The organism is Nocardia sp. GTS18 (genome assembly GCF_013839555.1).
GTDB lineage: Bacteria > Actinomycetota > Actinomycetes > Mycobacteriales > Mycobacteriaceae > Nocardia > Nocardia rosealba.
Genome location: NZ_JACBIU010000026.1, coordinates 20,002 through 37,690 on the forward strand (window position 1 = coordinate 20,002; position 17,689 = coordinate 37,690).

Sequence of the window (17,689 nt, forward strand, 5' to 3'; positions counted from 1 at the left end):
ACAGTGTTCCCCCGGAGTATCGCCTACGGAAATGTAGTACCAGGCGGGAACGTTCGCCGGGCCGTAACCGGCGGATCTTCCCCGGCCACCCGCGTCACCGATTTGGCCACTGTGAGAATCTGGTGTGGTGACCGACCGCCCGGAACGACCATCCGGCGGCGGGCGCGATGTCGCTCGCCCCACGCAAACCACCGAGTCCGGTTCAGTGACTTCGGAGTCAGAAGGGCGGGAACTGCAGGTCTACGACCCCCTCGGGCTGTACCAACCGGCCGACCGATCGCGTCAGCCCCTCCGTGCACGCTGGGATCCCGCCGAAGCCGACACCGGCAGGCCGCGCAGCCCACAGCGCGACGCCAAGAAGCAGAGCGCCCTCGGCCGCTTCGTGTCCACCTACGGGTGGCGGGCCTACGCGCTGCCGGTGTTGCTGGCGGTGACGGCGTTCGTGATCTTCGACGCGCTGCGCGTAGCCAAGCAGCCCGCCCCGGTGGACCCGGGGTTCGGGGCGTTGAGCCCGAACGTCGCCCAGTCCGGCATCATCGGCGCACCGCCCGGCGACGGGAAGTTCCCCGCCGACCTGCCGCTCGGCGCGCTCCCCGAGGGCGGCGCGTTCGTCGAGCGCGGCGCGGGCACCTGGCATGTGGTGCCGGGCGCGGGCCCACAGGTCGGGGCGGGCACCGAGCGGGTGTTCCGCTACACCGTCGAGGTGGAGGACGGTATCGACACCTCGGCCTACGGTGGCGACGTGGCCGTGGCCAAGATGGTGGAGACCACCCTGGCCAACCCCAAGAGCTGGACCAAGGACTCCAAGTTCGGGTTCCAGCGCATCGACGTCGGCGAACCCGACTTCCGGCTCTCCCTCACCTCCCGCGAAAGCACCCGCGCCGCTTGTGGATTCGAGATCCCCATCGACTCGTCGTGTTACAACGCGAGCATCGACCGGGTGGTGCTGTCGGAGGCCCGCTGGGTGCGCGGCGCGCTCGCCTTCGACGGCGACATCGGTTCCTACCGGCAGTACCTCGTCAACCACGAGGTCGGCCACGCCATCGGCTACCACGGCCACCAGCCGTGTGAGACCGAGGGCGGCCTGGCGCCGATCATGATGCAGCAGACCTTCGGCACCAAGAACAACGACATCGCCCTGCTCGACCCGCACGGTGTGGTCCCGCCCGACGGCAAGACCTGCCGCTTCAACCCCTGGCCGTACCCGCGCGGCTGACAGCTCCGCCTGTGCGAGACCATGGGCGGGAAGAACAGTATGGCGGGCAGTGTTGTAGATACACACGGCCATCGGTTTGCGGCCGCCTTGATCCGGACTGACCAGAGGGTGCGACGAAGGAGTGCCCGGCGGGAGGGAAGATCAAGGGAACAGGTCGCAAACCCGCGGCGCCAGCCGCTAGTGAAACGGAGTTCCGAAGGTGTCTTTCAACGGGTCCTTGCCGCCGCTCGTCGAGCCGGCGGCGGAACTGACCAAGGACGAGGTCGCGCGGTACAGCCGCCACCTGATCATCCCCGATCTCGGTGTCGACGGTCAGAAACGGTTGAAGAACGCCAAGGTGCTCGTGATCGGCGCGGGCGGTCTCGGTTCGCCCGCCCTGCTGTATCTGGCGGCCGCGGGCGTCGGCACGCTCGGCATCGTCGAGTTCGACGAGGTCGACATGTCGAACCTGCAGCGTCAGGTCATCCACGGTGAGTCCGATATCGGCCGGTCCAAGGCCGACAGCGCCCGTGATTCGATCCTCGAGATCAACTCGGGAATCGACGTGCGGCTGCACAAGATCCGCCTCGAACCCGACAACGCCGTCGAGCTGTTTCGCGAGTACGACCTGATCGTCGACGGCACCGACAACTTCGCCACCCGCTACCTGGTCAACGACGCCGCCGTCCTCGCGGGCAAGCCCTACGTGTGGGGCTCGATCTACCGCTTCGAGGGCCAGGTGTCGGTGTTCTGGGAGGACGCACCCGACGGGCGTGGCATCAACTACCGCGACCTGTACCCGGAGGCCCCGCCGCCGGGCATGGTCCCGTCCTGCGCCGAAGGCGGCGTACTCGGTGTGCTGTGCGCGTCGATCGGTTCGGTGATGGTGACCGAGGCGATCAAGCTCATCACCGGTATCGGTGAGACGCTGCTGGGCCGTCTGATGGTCTACGACGCACTGGACATGAACTACCGCACCATCAAGCTGCGCCGCGATCCGGAACGTCAGCCGATCACCGAGCTGATCGACTACGAGGCGTTCTGCGGTGTGGTGTCGGAGGAGGGTCAGGCCGCCGCTGCCGGGTCGACCGTCACCGCCGCCGAGCTGAAGGACCTGCTCGACGCCGACAAGGTCGAACTGATCGACGTGCGCGAGCCGGTGGAGTGGGACATCGTGCACATCGACGGTGCGACGCTGATCCCCAAGGACCGTATCCTGTCCGGTGAGGCGCTCTCGGAGCTGCCGCAGAACAAGCCGATCGTGTTGCACTGCAAGACCGGGATCCGCTCGGCCGAGGCGCTGGCCGCGCTCAAGCGCGCCGGTTTCGCCGACGCCACGCACCTGCAGGGCGGCGTGGTCGCGTGGGCCAAGCAGGTCGATCCGTCGTTGCCCGTGTACTGATCCGTACCGATCCGCCGTTGATTGCGGGGAGGTCGCAATGGGGTCGCGTGCCAGCGTGCCTTCGGGCTGTTGACGCGTCCTCAGGGTTACGGTACGGCCGTGACGTCAGTGACTTCAGTCGAACCACCCGAGCATGTGCGGGCCACATTCGGTCTTCGCGAAGTGACGCCGGTCTCCCTCGGTGACTGGGACGGTGGCTGGCGGCTCGGCGATGTGGTGCTGAGCCCGGTGGCCGATCACGCCCGCGCGGCGTGGTCGGCCAAGGTGCGCGAAACCCTCGCCGTCGACGGTGTGCGCGTCGCGCGGCCGGTGCGTGCCACCGACGGCCGCTACGTGGTGTCGGGCTGGCGTGCCGACACCTTCATCGACGGCGCCCCCGAACCCCGCCACGACGAGGTGGTGTCGGTGTCGCTGCGATTACACAAGGCGACAGCACAGCTGGAACGCCCGCGTTTCCTGGTGCAGCCGCCCGTCGCGCCGTGGGTGGATGTGGATGTGTTCGTCGCCGCCGACCGCGCAGCCTGGGAGTCGGTGCCGTTGCGCACCCTGCGCGCCGGCGGCGTGCCGCTCACCGCGACCCCCGACGGTCAGCGCAGCCTCGAATTGATCGGCCAGCTGGCCACTTTGCGCAAACCGGTGCGCAGCCCCGACCAGCTCGTGCACGGCGACCTGTTCGGTACGGTCCTGTTCTCCGGCGCGCACGCACCGGGCCTCACCGACATCACCCCCTACTGGCGCCCCGCCGCCTGGGCGGCCGGCGTGGTCGTCGTCGACGCGCTGGCCTGGGGCGGCGGTGACGACGGCCTCCTGGAACGCTGGTCCAGCCTGCCCGAATGGCCACAGATGCTGTTGCGCGCCTTGATCTTCCGCCTCGCCGTGCACGCCCTGCACCCCCGCTCCACCCCGGAAGCCTTTCCCGGCCTTGCCCGCACGGCCGATATGGTCCGCCTGGTGCTGTAGGAGAAATGCCGAAAGCCGCGCCCGGTCGGGGATTCCGGGCGCGGCTTTCGTGGCGTCAGACGTTGGCGTAGGCCAGGGACGGGACCTTGTCGGTGGCGAAGGAGGTGCGCAGGTAGCACCACCAGGTGACGCCCGCCATGACGACGAAGGTGACGGCGTAGGCCCAGAAGGCGGGGGCCATGGAACCGAAGTTGATGTTGGACAAGCGAAGTGCCTGCTGCAGGATGAATCCGCCGAAGGCTCCGACCGCTCCGATCACGCCGATCGCGGCGCCGGCCTGACGACGTGCCGATGCCTGTGCCTCGGTGATCTCCATGCCGTGTTCGGCGGCGTACTTCTTGGCGGTGGCGCCGAAGATCGACGGGATCATGCGGTAGGTCGAGCCGTTGCCGACCCCGGTGAGCACGAACAGCAGCAGGAACGCGGCGAGGTAGAGCGGGAAGCTCTTCATCGACAGCGCGGTCATGATCAACGCGACCGCCACAGCCATTCCGGTGAAGACCATCACCGTGATGCGCGCGCCGCCGACCTTGTCGGAAATCCACCCGCCGACCGGGCGGCTGAACGACCCGACGAGGGCGCCGAGGAAGGCGAGGTTACCGACCGTGCTGATCCAGCCGATCTGCGTCAGGTGCGGGAAGTTGGCCTTGATCAGGGTCGGGAAGGCGAACGAGAAACCGATGAACGAACCGAACGTGCCGATGTAGAGGAACGACATGATCCAGGTGTGCGGATTGGTCAACGCCAGCTTGTAGGACTTGCCGTCGGCCTTGGCCGAGGCGATCGAGTCCATGTACCGCAGGGCGCCGAACGCGGCGACCAGGATGAACGGCACCCAGACCAGGATGGCGAGGGTGAGGCCGAACCGGTAGCCCGCCGCGTCCTTGGCCAGCAGGTGCGTGCCGAGGGTGATCAGCAGCGGCGCGGCCAATTGCGTCTGTGCCACACCGAGATTGCCGCCCGCGGCGTTGATGCCGAGCGCGGCGCCCTTCTTGCCCTCGGGGAAGAAGAACGAGATGTTGGCCATCGAGGACGAGAAGTTGCCGCCACCCACACCGGCGAGCGCGGCCAGCAGCAGGAACACCCACATCGGGGTGCCCGGCTGGTTGATGAAGTACGCCAGGCCCAGCGTCGGGAACAGCAGCATGCCCGCGCTGAAGGCGGTGAAGGCCCGACCGCCGAACTTGGGGACGGCGAAGGTGTAGGGGATGCGCAGGGTGGCGCCGACCAGGGTGGGCACCGAGGTCAGCAGCAGGGCGTTGGCGACGGCGGTCGGGTTGCCCTTGCCGAGGCCCTCCAGGAACGTGAAGCCCGCGGCGCCCATGGCGGTGACGATGGAACCGAACAGGACCCAGACGCTGAAGCCGAGGTTCTCGGCGAACACCGAGAACCACAGGTTCTTCTTGGCGGTCTTCTCACCGCCCGATTCCCAGAATTTCGGATTGTCGGGCTCCCACTGGGTGAGCCAGCGGCCCTTCTTCTCATACTCGAACGACGCGGTGTCTGTCGTCTGGCCGGTGGCGGCGATTGCGGTCATCGGCTTCCTCTCGATCGGGCGCGTGATGCGGTGTCGAGAGAAACGGTAGAAGCCGGTTGTTGCGTGACAATGGCCTCAGGTGACATTCGAGCCAACTCGGGCTCACCGAGCGATTCGCGCCGAGGTGACAGCTCGGTTACCGGGCGAAACTCAACGATCCGGGTACTCGGCGATGAGCGAGCCGAGGAAGCAGCGCGCGGCCTGCATCGCGCGCTCGGCGTCGCCGTCGATGACGGCCTGCACCAGTTCGATGTGCTCGCTGTCGTAGGCGTCGTCGGATTTGGCGGTGCGCGCGTGGATCACCTGCTCGATCACCGGCAGCAGCGAGTCGTAGAACTCCAGATACACGGCGTTGTGGCTGGCGACGACGATCGCGCGGTGCAATTCCACATCGGCGGCGATGGCCACCGGGTCGGGTTTGGTCCAGTCGCGGTCGTTGCGCTCGGCGAGCAAGCGGCGCAGGTTGGCGATGTCGGTGTCGTCGCGGCGACGCGCGGCCAGGCCCGCGGCGGTGGTGTCGAGCGCCTGACGCAGTTCGAGGATGTCGCGTTCCTCGGCGTCGGCGAAGTACTTGCCGAGCGTGCCGCCCACCTCGGAGGTGGCGATCACGTAGGTGCCCGAACCCTGGCGGCGCTCGAGCATGCCCGCGTGGACCAGGGCCTGCACGGCTTCACGCACGGTATTGCGGCCGGTGCCGGTGAGTTCGGTGAGCTCGGGTTCGGTAGGGATACGGCCGCCGACCGGCCAACGGCCCGACCGGATTTCGGCGCGCAGTTGTTCGGTCACCTGGGCGATGAGGCTGGAGCGCCGGACGGGTTGCACGTGAGCCAGCGTAAGGCAAAGGGGCAGGCCGGTACCCACGCCTGACTCGTCGCTCACATTTGCTGGCGCCGATCATCGGGTCATCCTATGATTTCCCCTGTGACTCCTCCGCCCTCCTCCGAAACCTTGACCCGGCTCACCCCTGTCGATGGGCAGGTCGATGGTCGATGGGATGCGGTCGATGGTGGGAGTGCGCTCCCGAATCCGCCCGCCGAGGTCGATCAGGCGGAGTCCGAGCAGCTCACCCGCCGCTCGCTGATCGAGGGACGGCTGCTGGTTCTCGCGGCCATCATCATGTCGGCGCTCACCCTGCGCGCCGCCGTCACCGCGTTCAGCCCGCTGGCCGAGCAGATCGGTGACGACATCGGGTACGGCACCGCCATCGTCGGCGTGTTCGGCATGCTGCCGACCGCGATGTTCGGCGTCGCCGGGCTGGTCACCCCGTTCGCGGTGCGGCGTTTCGGGCTGGAGCGCACGGTTCTGCTGGCGATGCTGCTGGCCGGATTCGGTTCGCTCGCCCGCGTGTTCTCCTCCGGCACCGGCGAGCTGCTCGCCTTGTCCGGGGTGGCGCTGCTCGGCATGGGCGTCGGCAATGTGGTGATTCCGCCGCTGGTCAAGCGGTATTTCGCCGATCGGCTGGCGTCGATCTCCTCGCTCTACATCGTGATGGTGCAGCTGAGCACGGTCATCCCCGCGTTCGTCGCGGTGCCGCTGGCCGAGGCGCACGGGTGGCGCATCTCGATGGGCGTTTGGGCGCTCGTCGGTTTCGCCGCGGCGGTGCCGTGGCTGGTCGTCCTGCGCGACCGCCGTGGCCGCGACAAGGCCGACATCACCGCGCTGCCGTCCGAAACACCGACGGCCACAGGCAAAGTGTGGCGTTCCCCGGTGGCCTGGGGCATGGCGGGCATGTTCGGCATGACCTCGCTCACCACCTACGCCATGTTCACCTGGCTGCCGACCATCCTGGCCGACGCGGGCGCCAGCGCGGCCTTCGGCGGCAACATGGTCGCGCTGTTCGCGCTGATCGGCCTGATCCCGGCGCTCGGTGCGCCGACCGTCGTCTCGCGCATGCGCAACCCGTTCCCGGTCGTCGTCGCGTGCATGGTGCTGTTCGTCATCGCGTTCGCGGGCCTGCTGATCGCGCCGATGGGCGCGCCGCTGTTGTGGGTGGTGCTGCTCGGCCTCGGCCCGAGCACCTTCCCGATGGCGCTCACCCTCATCAACCTGCGTACCCGCACTCCGCAGGGCTCGGCGGCGCTGTCCGGATTCACCCAGGGTGTCGGTTACGTCGTCGCCTGTGTCGGTCCGCTGCTGTTCGGCATCCTGCACACCGCCACCGGTGGCTGGCTGGCCCCGTTCGGTCTGCTGCTCGTCGCGCTCGGCGTGCTCCTCACCGGCGCCTGGCAGGCCTGCAAACCGCGCATGCTCGAAGACACCTGGAATTGAGCGGAAGAAAACTCACCGTTCGAGTTGCGTAATGGTGCGTTCGGCTCGATGCTACCTACATCACACCCTCACGGGCGTTTCGAATGATTTCCGGCCGCCTTCTTACGTGCGGAAATCGTTGTGTCACATGCCCGAAACAAAAGGGCTGATCTCACCCCTGTGACCGGGGCGGCGTGAGAAACCGTTGATTCAAGCGCAATTTCCCGCAGCATTTCGGCAATACCCATTTCCTACCGTTGGGCCATCGCACTTTTGGGAGGCCCAACTTGAGCACGCTGAAGCGTAACCACGACATCGAGCACTGGGATGCCGAAGATGTCGCGGCCTGGGAGGCCGGCGGCAAGGACGTTGCCAAGCGCAACCTGATCTGGTCGGTGATCGCCGAGCACATCGGTTTCTCGGTGTGGTCCATCTGGTCGGTGATGGTGCTGTTCATGCCCACCGACAAGTTCGGCATCGATCCGGCGGGCAAGTTCTTCCTCGTCGCCATGCCAACGCTCGTCGGCGCGTTCCTGCGCATTCCCTACACCGTGGCAACGGCCCGCTTCGGCGGGCGCAACTGGACCATCTTCAGCGCGTTCCTGCTGCTCGTCCCGCTGCTGCTGACGCTGTACTTCGTCAACCAGCCGGGCACCTCCTACACCACGTTCCTGATCGTCGCCGCGTTCGCCGGCTTCGGTGGCGGCAACTTCGCCTCCTCGATGACCAACATCAACGCCTTCTACCCGCAGCGGCTCAAGGGCTGGGCGCTCGGCATGAACGCCGGCGGCGGCAATATCGGCGTGCCGGTGATCCAGCTGCTCGGCCTGCTCGTGCTGGTCACCCTCGGTGGCGACTACGCCTACGTGATCTGCGCGGTCTACCTGGTCCTGGTCGGTGTCACCGCGGTCGGTGCCGCGCTGTACATGGACAACCTGACCAACCAGAAGGCCGACATGTCCTACATGCTCAAGGCCCTGCGCGTGCCGCAGTCCTGGGCCATCGCCTTCCTCTACATCGGCACCTTCGGTTCGTTCATCGGCTACAGCTTCGCCTTCGGCCAGATCCTGCAGATCAGCTTCAAGGCCGGTGGTGACACCGCGACCCAGGCCGCCATCCACGCCGCCTCGATCGCGTTCATCGGTCCGCTGCTCGGTTCGCTCGCCCGCCCCTACGGCGGCAAGATGGCCGACCGCATCGGTGGCAGCAAGGTCACCATCGCCACCTTCGGCGCCATGATGGCCGCCGCGCTGGTCGTGATCTTCGCCTCGACGCTGGCCGACCGCAACAACGGCATCGCCACCGGATCGACCATGACGATCCTGGTCGCCGGATTCATCGCCCTGTTCATCCTGTCGGGTTTCGGCAACGGCGCCGTCACCAAGATCATCCCGTCGGTGTTCGAGGCCAAGTCCAAGAGCCTGCCGCTGCCGCGCGCCGAACAGGCCGCTTGGTCGCAGAACACCTCCGGCGCCCTGATCGGTTTCGTCGGCGCCATCGGTGCCCTCGGCGGCGTCGGCATCAACATGGTGCTGCGCTCCTCCTACGCCAGCACCGCCTCGGCGACCACCGCGTTCTGGGTGTTCCTCGCCTTCTACGTGGTCTGCGCCGCGGTCACCTGGACGGTGTTCCTGCGCCGCCCCCGCGCCGCCGTCGACTCCGATGTCGTGGCCGAGGCCGAATCCCTGGTCCTCGAGGCCGAATCCAGCACTTCGTCGGCTCGCTGACAACCGACCACAATCCAGGAGGTCACTCTCATGAACAGCACTCGCAAGACAGTGGTCGTGGTCGGCCACGGCATGGTCGGACACCGCTTCGTCGAGGCCCTTCGCTCGCGCGACGACGCCGGACAGTGGCGCGTGGTCGTGCTCTCCGAGGAGAAGCTGCCCGCCTACGACCGCGTCGGCCTGTCCTACTACGTCGGCAACTGGAACCCCGACGACCTGGCGCTGCCAGGCAACATGTACTCCGGCGACGAGCTGGTGGAGCTGCGGCTCGGCCAGCGCGGCGAGTCCATCGACCGCGCGGCCAAGACCGTCACCACCTCCACCGGTGACGTCATCGCCTACGACGCGCTGGTGATGGCCACCGGTTCCTACGCCTTCGTGCCGCCGGTGCCCGGCCACGACCTGCCCGAGTGCTTCGTCTACCGCACCATCGAGGACCTCGACGGCATCCGCGCCGCGGCCGAGAAGGCCGGCCCCGGCGCGCACGGTGTGGTGATCGGCGGTGGTCTGCTCGGCCTGGAGGCGGCCAACGCGCTGCGCCTGATGGGCATGACCCCGCACGTCATCGAGTACAACGACCGCCTGATGCCCGCACAGGTCGACGCCGGTGGTGGCGCGATCCTGGAGAAGCTGGTCTCCGACATCGGCCTGAACGTGCACACGGGCGTCGGCACCGCCAAGATCGAGTCGATCGAGGAGGAGACCGGCGGGGTCAAGCTGCACCTGTCCGACGAGTCGGAGATCCACGCCTCGCTCGTGGTGTTCTCCGCCGGTATTCGCCCGCACGACTCCGTCGCCAAGGAGGCCGGGCTCGAAATCGGCCCGCGCGGAGGCATTCTCACCGATCTGGGCCTGCGGTCCTCGGACCCCGACATCTACGCCATCGGTGAATGCGCCGCCGTCGAAGGTGTCTGCTACGGCCTGGTCGCCCCCGGTTACACCACCGCCGAGATCGTCGCCGACCGCCTGCTCGGCGGTGCGGGCGAGTTCCCCGGTGCCGACATGTCGACCAAGCTGAAGCTGATGGGCGTCGACGTGGCCTCCTTCGGTGACGCGCACGCCACCACCGAGGGCGCGCTGTCGGTGGTGCTGCACGACGCCGCCAAGGGCACCTACGCCAAGCTCGTCGTCTCCGACAACGCCGAGATCCTGCTCGGCGGCATCCTCGTCGGCGACGCCTCGGCCTACGCCGCGCTTCGCCCGCTGGTCGGGCGTCCGCTGCCCGCCGACCCGGCCTCGCTGATCTCCCCGGCCGGCGCCGAACTGGGCGCCGACGCGCTGCCCGACGACGCGCAGATCTGCTCCTGCAACAACGTGAGCAAGGGCGCCATCTGCGGCGCCATCGCCGAGGGCGCCTGCGATATCCCGGCCGTGAAGGGCTGCACCAACGCGGGTACCTCCTGCGGTGGCTGTGTGCCGATGATCAAGAAGCTGCTGGAGCAGTCCGGTGTCGCGCTGTCGAAGGCGCTGTGCGAGCACTTCGAGCAGTCGCGTGCCGAACTGTTCGACATCGTGAATGTCACCGGTATCCGTACCTTCTCGGAGCTGATCGCCAAGCACGGCAAGGGTTCGGGCTGCGATATCTGCAAGCCGACCGTCGCCTCGATCCTCGCCTCCACCTCGAGCGACCACATCCTCGAGGGCGAGCAGGCAGCGCTGCAGGACACCAACGATCATTTCCTGGCCAACCTGCAGAAGAACGGCACCTACTCGGTGGTGCCGCGTATGCCCGGTGGTGAGGTGACCGCCGAGCAGCTGATCGTGATCGGCGAGGTCGCCAAGGAATTCGACCTGTACGTGAAGGTCACCGGTGGTCAGCGCATCGACCTGTTCGGCGCGCGCGTCGAGCAGCTGCCGCTGATCTGGAAGCGCCTGGTCGACGCGGGCATGGAATCCGGGCACGCCTACGGCAAGTCGCTGCGCACCGTGAAGAGTTGCGTCGGTTCCACCTGGTGCCGCTACGGTCAGCAGGACTCGGTCGGCATGGCCGTGCTGCTCGAGAAGCGTTACCGCGGCCTGCGTTCGCCGCACAAGCTGAAGCTGGCCGTGTCGGGCTGCGCGCGTGAATGCGCCGAAGCCCGTGGCAAGGACGTCGGCGTGATCGCCACCGAGAACGGCTGGAACCTCTATGTCGGCGGCAACGGTGGTCTCACCCCCAAGCACGCCGTGCTGCTCGCCGGCGACCTCGACGACGAGACGCTGATCCGCTACATCGACCGCTACCTGATGTTCTACATCCGCACCGCCGACCGCCTGCAGCGCACCGCGCCCTGGCAGGAGGCACTCGAAGGTGGCATGGACTACCTGAAGGCCGTCGTGTGCGACGACAGCCTCGGCATCGCCGCCGACCTCGAGGCCGCCATGGCCAAGCACGTCGACGGATACAAGGACGAGTGGGCCGCGGTGCTCGAGGACGAGAACAAGCTGTCCCGCTTCGTCTCCTTCGTCAATGCCCCTGACGAAGCCGATCCCACGATCGCCTTCGACGAGAGCGGCGAACGCAAGGTGCCAGTGCTTCTCGGTCTGCCGGGGATGCCCGCCGGTGTTGGCTCGGACACAGCAGCAGCCGGGAAATAAGCGCTTAACCCTGTGGAAACAGGGCGCCTGTACCAATAGGTAAGGCGTTCGGAGGAGGAACCGATGACCGTTATCGACACACCCACCATCACCACCGAGACCACGACCTGGACCCAGGCGTGCCGACTCGATTTCCTTATTCCGGGACGCGGCGTTGCGGTCCTGCTCGACGGCGGCAAGCAGGCCGCCCTGTTCCTGCTACCCGACGGCACGCTGGCCGCCGTGGGCAATGTCGATCCGTTCGGCCGGGCCGCGGTCATGTCGCGCGGCATCGTCGGCGACCGAGGCGGGGTACCCGTGGTCGCCTCGCCCCTGCTCAAGCAGGCCTTCTCGCTGATCGACGGCCGCTGCCTCGACGACGAGACCCAGTCGCTGCCGGTGTATGCCGTGCGGCTCGACGCCGGCATCGTCTCGGTGTCGAACGAACCGGTGACTTCATGAACTCTGTGCCCGAAGCGGGACCCTGTCTCGCCGGTTTCACCATCGGTATCACCGCTGCTCGTCGCGCCGAGGAATTCGGCACCCTGCTCACCCGCCGTGGCGCCACCGTGGTGAGCGCGCCCGCCATCCGCATCATCCCGCTCGCCGACGACACCGAACTCGAGCGGGTCACCGAACAGCTCATCGCCGACCCGCCCGCCATCACCGTGGCCACCACCGGCATCGGTTTCCGTGGCTGGATGGAGGCCGCCGAGGGCTGGGGATTGGCCGAGACGCTACGTGACACCCTCGCCGCCACCCGCATGCTCGCCCGTGGACCCAAGGCCAAGGGCGCCATCCGGGCCGCGGAACTGCGCGAGGAGTGGTCGCCCGCGTCCGAGTCGTCGGCCGAGGTGCTCGACCACCTGCTCGCCGAGGGCGTGGAGGGCGTGCGGATCGCCGTGCAGTTGCACGGCGCGACCACCGAGTGGGAACCGGTACCCGACTTCTGCGAGGTGCTGCGCTGCGCGGGCGCCGATGTGGTTCCGGTGCCGGTGTACCGGTGGGAACCCCCGGCCGATCGCGGGCCGATGGACTCGATGATCGACTCGATCATCTCCGGCAGCCTCGACTGCGTCACCTTCACCAGCGCCCCCGCCGTGGCCTCACTTCTCATGCGCGCCAAGGAAACCGGGCTGCTCGAGTCGGTGCTGCACGCCCTGCGTGGAAGGGTGCTCGCCGCCTGTGTCGGTCCGATCACCGCCGCGCCGCTGGAAGAACTCGGCGTGCCGACGACCATGCCCGGCCGGGCGCGGCTCGGTGCGCTCGCCCGCCACGTGGCCGAGGAACTGCCGCGCCGGGCCAACCGGATCTACGCGGCCGGGCACCACATCAGCGTGCGCGGTGGCTGTGTTGTCGTCGACGGTGAGGTGCGTCAGCTCGCTCCGGCGCCGATGGCGTTGATGCGGTCGCTGGCGCGTCAGCCCGGGCGGGTGGTCTCGCGCGAGGATCTGCTGTCGGCGCTGCCCGGCGGTGGCGACGACACCCATGCGGTGGAAACCGCGATCGCCCGCCTGCGCGCGGGACTCGGCACACCGAAAGCCATTCAGACCGTGGTGAAGCGCGGTTATCGACTCGCTCTCGACGCGGCCGACTGCTCCGACGCGCCGTCGCGTCCGCCGGTGCAGCCGCCGCATGCCGCGGGCATCGGCACGCCCGCACGGTCGGCGCGGACCCAGACGATCGGGGTGTGGTGAGCGCGGCGCGGCCGGGTGAGCCGGCCCTCGTGCTCGTCGCGCACGGCACCCGCAGTGCGCGCGGGGTGGAGATGATCGCGGCCCTCGCCGACGCGGTCGGCACCGAACTCGGCCGCGGCATGGACACCACCGGCCCGAACCCGTTGCTGCGCACCGCTTTCGTCGATGTGCTCGGCCCGTCGCCGTCGGAGGTGCTGCGTGATCTCGACGGCCCGGCCGTGGTGGTCCCGGCATTCCTGGCCTCGGGATACCACGTGTATCAAGACGTTCCGCGTGAGGTCGCCGAGAGCGGCCACGCCACCGTCGCGGTCACGCCCGCCATGGGCCCTGATCCAGCACTGACCAGGATCATGGCGATGCGCCTGCGCGCGGCCGGTTGGCAGCCCGGTGACGCGGTGGTCTTCGCAGCCGCCGGTTCATCGGATTCCCGTGCGCGCCAGGATGTTCGGCGCGCGGCCGGGATGCTCGCCGAGCAGCTCGCCGCACCGGTTCGGATCGCCTACGTGGCCACCGGCGCCCCGCGCGTTCCGGAAGTTGTTGCTGCCCTGCGCGAATCGGGCTCGCAGCGAGTGTTCATCGCGTCGTATCTGCTGGCCCACGGTCTATTCCATCAGCGCCTGCACGACGCGGGCGCCGATGGCGTCGCCGAACCGATCGGCGTCCACCCTGCGGTAGTCCGTCTCATCGCCGACCGCTACCGCACCGCCGCTCACGAACTCGTCCGCGCGAACGTCCACTAGGAGTTGTGCTTTCGGGCACGCCGTGAAAACACGCGCGATCGTCCGTTACTGTGCTGTGCCCGCCATCGTCCGCCGGCGGTTCCGCACCAGCAGTCGTCCGCTGGGTGTGTCGCACATGCAGTTGTCCGCTAGGCGTTCCGCACCAGCAGTCGTCCGCTAGGCGTTCCGCACCGGCGGTCGTCCGCTGGGTGTGTCGCACCTGCAGTTGTCCGCTAGGCGTTCCGTACCTGCGGTCCTCCGCTGGGTGTGTCGCACCTGCGGTCGTCCGCTAGGCGTTCCGTACCCGCGGTGGTCCGTTACCGTGCCGCTGTCTGGGCCGCAGCTGGTGGCATGGTGCGAACCTCGGCCGCGGCCCGGGCCAGTGCGGCGATGGCCGGTGAGCGGTCGTCGGCAGGCCAGGCGAGCACGGTGGTGATCTTCGGGGCGTCGACGACGGGCACCGCGACATGGTCGGGCCACTGCCAGGCGCGGCTCGAGGCCGGGATGACGAGCAGGGTCTTGCCGAGCGCCACGAGCTGCGCGAGTTGTGACTGGGTGCGCACTTCGGGCCCGGGGCCGTCGGGGTAGGAGCCGTCGAGCCGGGGCCATCGCGCGATGGGAAGACCTGGCACGTCGGCCACGTCCGCGAGGGTGAGCTGTGGACGCGCGGCGAGCGGATGTCGTGCCGGGAGGAGGGCGACCTGGCCCTCGGTGCAGATGTCTTCGGTGTCGAACCCGGCGAGGTCATCGACCGGTCGGTGCATCAAGGCCACGTCCGCGCGCCCGTTGCGCAGGAATCGTGCCTGCTCACCGACCTCGCACAGGAGAACTTCCACCGGTGCCGTATCGGAGCGGGCCGCCGACGCGGCGAGAAGCCGTTGCAGCAGCTCGTGCGACGCACCGGCTTTCGTCACCAGCACCAGGGGTCGCTGCCGATCCGCCGCCCGCCGGGTCCGTCGGGCAGCAGCCGCGACGGCGTCCAGGGCCAGGCGGGCTTCGTGCAGCAGCACATCGCCCGCGCCGGTCAGCGCCACGCCCCGCCGGTCCCGGTCGAGCAGCTGGACGCCGAGCCGACGTTCCAGCTGCCGGATCGCCCGGGAGAGCGGCGGCTGCGCGATCCCGAGCCGCTGGGCGGCACGCCCGAAGTGCAGTTCCTCGGCCACCGCCACGAAGTACCGCAGCTCACGGGTCTCCAGGTCGTCCACGCGCCCACTGTATCCGCCCGGTGATACCCGCCGGGTATCTCGAGGTACCCGATCAATATTGGACGCAACGGATATCGCGCGCCGAGCATGGAGTGCGTGAACAACACCAGGACAGCGCTGGTCACCGGCGCGAACAAGGGCATCGGCTTCGCCATCGCCGAAGGTCTCGGATCTCTCGGCTTCGCGGTCGCGGTGGGAGCGCGCGACGAGACCCGACGTGGGGAGGCCGTGGCGCGGTTGCGTGCCGAGGGCATAGACGCGTTCGGCGTCGCCCTCGATGTGACCTCCGACGAGAGTGTCACCGCCGCGGCCGCGAGCATCGAGGAACGAGCGGGGCGACTCGACGTGCTCGTCAACAACGCCGGGATCGCGGGCCGGTTCGAGGACGGCGCACAGGACCCCACAACCCTCGACCTGGGTGTCCTGCGCACGGTCCTGGAAACGAACGTGTTCGGGGTGATTCGGGTGACGAACGCGATGCTCCCGCTGCTCAGTCGTGCCGCCGCGCCCCGGATCGTCAACATGTCGAGCAATATGGGCTCGCTGACGCTGCGGACCGGGCCGGTCATGGCCGCCTACGCACCGTCCAAGTCGATGCTCAACAGCGTCACGGCCCAGTACGCTCGCCGGTTCGCCGACACGAACATCATCGTGAACCTGGCCTGCCCCGGTTACGTCGCCACCGACTTCACCGGATTCGCCGGGGAACGCACGCCCGAGCAGGGCGCCGCGATCGCCCTGCGCCTCGCCACCCTCCCCGACGACGGTCCCCGAGGCGGCTTCTTCGACGATCGGGGAACCGTCGCCTGGTAGCTGTGCGCAGGTGCGACGGGGCACCGCTTCGGAGGCGGCAGTGGGGTGCCGGTCGCGATAGGGTGGTGTGGTTTCCATCGAAGGGGGTACCCGGTCATGTCCGGTTCGGACGACAAGCAGTACGCGCAGGAGCCGAACGAACTGACGTCGTACCCCGCCGACGAAGTGGCCGTCCCGCAGCCGCCTGCCCCAGCAACCGCGGCGTTCGCACCGGGTCAGCACCCGTATGCGCCGGGTCAGCCGCAGGGACCGGTGCCCGCGGTAGGTCAGCCTGCGCCCGGGCAGCAGTTCGCGCCCGGCTCAGCTACGGGGCAGTCTTATGTTCCCGGCCGGCAGCCGGGCGGCCAGACCTATCCGCCCGGGCAGGCGATCGGCGCGCAGTTCCCGCCCGGCGCCGCTACGGGGCAGCCCTATGTGGCTGGGCAGCAGCCGGTCGGGCCGGGGTATTCGGCTGCGCCGTATCCCGCGTATGTGCCCGAGCCGGCGGAGACCGAGCCGCGGGTGGTTCCGGAGAACATCCGGATGGCGTTCATCGTGATGTTGGTCGGGGCGGCGGTGTCGTTTCTCGGTGGGGCGTATTCGCTCACCGATATCGACACCGTTCGCACGACCCTTCTCGACTCCTCCGATGGCATGTTCCGCGGCTCGAGTCTCGATGTCCTCGTGTACGCGACGGTCGGTGCGACGGTGGTCGGGGCGCTGATCACTGTGGGGCTGTGGATCTGGATGGCGTTCGCGTGCCGGGCCGGGAAGAACTGGGCGCGGATCACCTCGACGGTGTTCTTCGGGTTGAACGTGCTCTCGACGCTCTACGCGGTACTCGGGGTGGTGGCGGACCTGGGGGTCACCGCGGGTGCGCTGGCATTCAATCTCGCGGGTTTCGCCGTCGGGCTCGGAGCTGTTGTGCTGCTCTGGAACCCGAAGTCGGCGCCCTTCTTCGCACCTGCCCGCCCGGCCTACCCGCAGTACCCGCTCGCGGGACCCCGCTGACCAGCGGCGCTGTTAGGCTCGAACAGTGGCGCGCACCAAGGAATTCGACCCCGATGTGGTACTGGGCCGCGCACTCGATCTGTTCTGGGAGCGCGGGTACGAGTCGACCTCGATGGCCGATCTCACCGAGCATCTCGGCATAGCAAGGGGTTCCATCTACGCCACCTTCGGCAACAAGCACGACCTGTTCATGCGGGCACTGCAGCGGCACCTGGAGGTCGTCGACGAACGGGTCACCGCGCAGCTGTCCGTGCCCGGGCCGGCGCTGCCCGCCGTGCGCGCGCTGATCGACGAGTTCGTGCGCGAGTCGTGCGCCGAGGACCGTTTCCTCGGCTGCCTGGTCACCACATCGGCGGTGGAGCTGGCCGCCCGTGATCAGGAGGTCGCCAGGGCGGTCGAATCCAGTTGGGCGCGTACCGAAACCGCGCTGACCGGCGCTCTCACCCGCGCCCGCGCCCAGGCCGAACTCGCTCCCGACAGCGACCCACGCGCTCTCGCCCGGTTCTTGCTCGTCTTCCTCCAGGGTGTCTGGGTGCTCGAACGCACCCCGAACGCCGCCGCTCGCCTGCGCGACGCCAACCGCATCGTCACCACGCTCCTCAGCTGACGCCGCCTGCGTTGGTGCGACACCGCTGTAGCTC

15 protein-coding genes are annotated in these 17,689 nt (G+C 68.4%); 12 read left to right on the forward strand and 3 right to left on the reverse strand.

The features are described 5' to 3' along the window. Window positions 1–205: 205 nt before the first annotated feature. From HYG95_RS18930 to HYG95_RS18940, 3 genes are all read left to right on the forward strand, one after another. A complete protein-coding gene (locus tag HYG95_RS18930) occupies window positions 206–1,216 on the forward strand; it encodes a DUF3152 domain-containing protein (protein WP_181699547.1) in 1,011 nt (336 codons plus the stop codon). A 199-nt stretch (window positions 1,217–1,415) separates the two neighbouring features. Continuing rightward, window positions 1,416–2,597, forward strand: coding sequence for an adenylyltransferase/sulfurtransferase MoeZ (gene moeZ / locus HYG95_RS18935; protein ID WP_067637377.1), 1,182 nt, complete (start codon window positions 1,416–1,418; stop codon window positions 2,595–2,597). A gap of 108 nt (window positions 2,598–2,705) precedes the next feature. Beyond that, window positions 2,706–3,557, forward strand: a complete 852-nt coding sequence (locus tag HYG95_RS18940) for a TIGR02569 family protein (protein WP_181699625.1) — start codon at window positions 2,706–2,708, stop codon at window positions 3,555–3,557. 55 nt (window positions 3,558–3,612) lie between these two features. On the opposite strand, the gene HYG95_RS18945 is transcribed toward HYG95_RS18940, so the two are convergent. Both HYG95_RS18945 and HYG95_RS18950 read right to left on the reverse strand, forming a co-directional pair. Continuing rightward, window positions 3,613–5,094: an MFS transporter gene (locus HYG95_RS18945; RefSeq protein ID WP_181699549.1), complete on the reverse strand. Its 1,482-nt coding sequence runs from the start codon at window positions 5,092–5,094 to the stop codon at window positions 3,613–3,615. Window positions 5,095–5,244: 150 nt separating this feature from the next. Beyond that, complete coding sequence (locus HYG95_RS18950) at window positions 5,245–5,916, reverse strand: FadR/GntR family transcriptional regulator (protein ID WP_181699551.1); 672 nt, start codon at window positions 5,914–5,916, stop codon at window positions 5,245–5,247. Window positions 5,917–6,210: 294 nt separating this feature from the next. Between HYG95_RS18950 and HYG95_RS18955 the strand changes: the two genes are divergently transcribed. The 6 genes from HYG95_RS18955 (at window position 6,211) to HYG95_RS18980 (ending at window position 14,061) form a co-directional block, all read left to right on the forward strand. After that, window positions 6,211–7,362, forward strand: a complete 1,152-nt coding sequence (locus HYG95_RS18955) for an MFS transporter (RefSeq protein WP_255495538.1) — start codon at window positions 6,211–6,213, stop codon at window positions 7,360–7,362. 266 nt (window positions 7,363–7,628) lie between these two features. After that, complete coding sequence (locus tag HYG95_RS18960) at window positions 7,629–9,068, forward strand: NarK/NasA family nitrate transporter (protein ID WP_181699555.1); 1,440 nt, start codon at window positions 7,629–7,631, stop codon at window positions 9,066–9,068. Window positions 9,069–9,098: 30 nt separating this feature from the next. Then, window positions 9,099–11,645 carry a nitrite reductase large subunit NirB gene (gene nirB / locus HYG95_RS18965; protein WP_181699558.1) on the forward strand — a complete coding sequence of 849 codons (2,547 nt, stop codon included), beginning with the start codon at window positions 9,099–9,101 and terminating at the stop codon, window positions 11,643–11,645. Between the two features lie 63 nt (window positions 11,646–11,708). Then, on the forward strand, window positions 11,709–12,086 hold the full coding sequence (gene nirD, locus HYG95_RS18970) for a nitrite reductase small subunit NirD (protein WP_067491499.1): 378 nt from the start codon (window positions 11,709–11,711) through the stop codon (window positions 12,084–12,086). After that, on the forward strand, window positions 12,083–13,321 hold the full coding sequence (locus HYG95_RS18975; protein ID WP_181699560.1) for a uroporphyrinogen-III synthase: 1,239 nt from the start codon (window positions 12,083–12,085) through the stop codon (window positions 13,319–13,321). The genes nirD and HYG95_RS18975 overlap by 4 nt, the downstream gene beginning before the upstream one ends. Further along, window positions 13,315–14,061 (forward strand): sirohydrochlorin chelatase, encoded by a 747-nt coding sequence (locus HYG95_RS18980; RefSeq protein ID WP_181699562.1) that lies wholly within the window; start codon window positions 13,315–13,317, stop codon window positions 14,059–14,061. Before HYG95_RS18975 ends, HYG95_RS18980 begins: the two co-directional genes overlap by 7 nt. A 296-nt stretch (window positions 14,062–14,357) precedes the next feature. On the opposite strand, the gene HYG95_RS18985 is transcribed toward HYG95_RS18980, so the two are convergent. Further along, window positions 14,358–15,245, reverse strand: coding sequence for a LysR family transcriptional regulator (locus HYG95_RS18985; RefSeq protein ID WP_181699564.1), 888 nt, complete (start codon window positions 15,243–15,245; stop codon window positions 14,358–14,360). An 87-nt stretch (window positions 15,246–15,332) separates the two neighbouring features. Here HYG95_RS18985 and HYG95_RS18990 point away from each other — a divergent pair, with 87 nt between their 5' ends. From HYG95_RS18990 to HYG95_RS19000, 3 genes are all read left to right on the forward strand, one after another. After that, a complete protein-coding gene (locus HYG95_RS18990) occupies window positions 15,333–16,058 on the forward strand; it encodes an SDR family oxidoreductase (protein ID WP_181699566.1) in 726 nt (241 codons plus the stop codon). A gap of 96 nt (window positions 16,059–16,154) precedes the next feature. Further along, window positions 16,155–17,048: a hypothetical protein gene (locus HYG95_RS18995; protein ID WP_181699568.1), complete on the forward strand. Its 894-nt coding sequence runs from the start codon at window positions 16,155–16,157 to the stop codon at window positions 17,046–17,048. Between the two features lie 25 nt (window positions 17,049–17,073). Further along, window positions 17,074–17,655, forward strand: coding sequence for a TetR/AcrR family transcriptional regulator (locus HYG95_RS19000; protein ID WP_181699570.1), 582 nt, complete (start codon window positions 17,074–17,076; stop codon window positions 17,653–17,655). The last annotated feature ends 34 nt before the right edge of the window (window positions 17,656–17,689 follow it).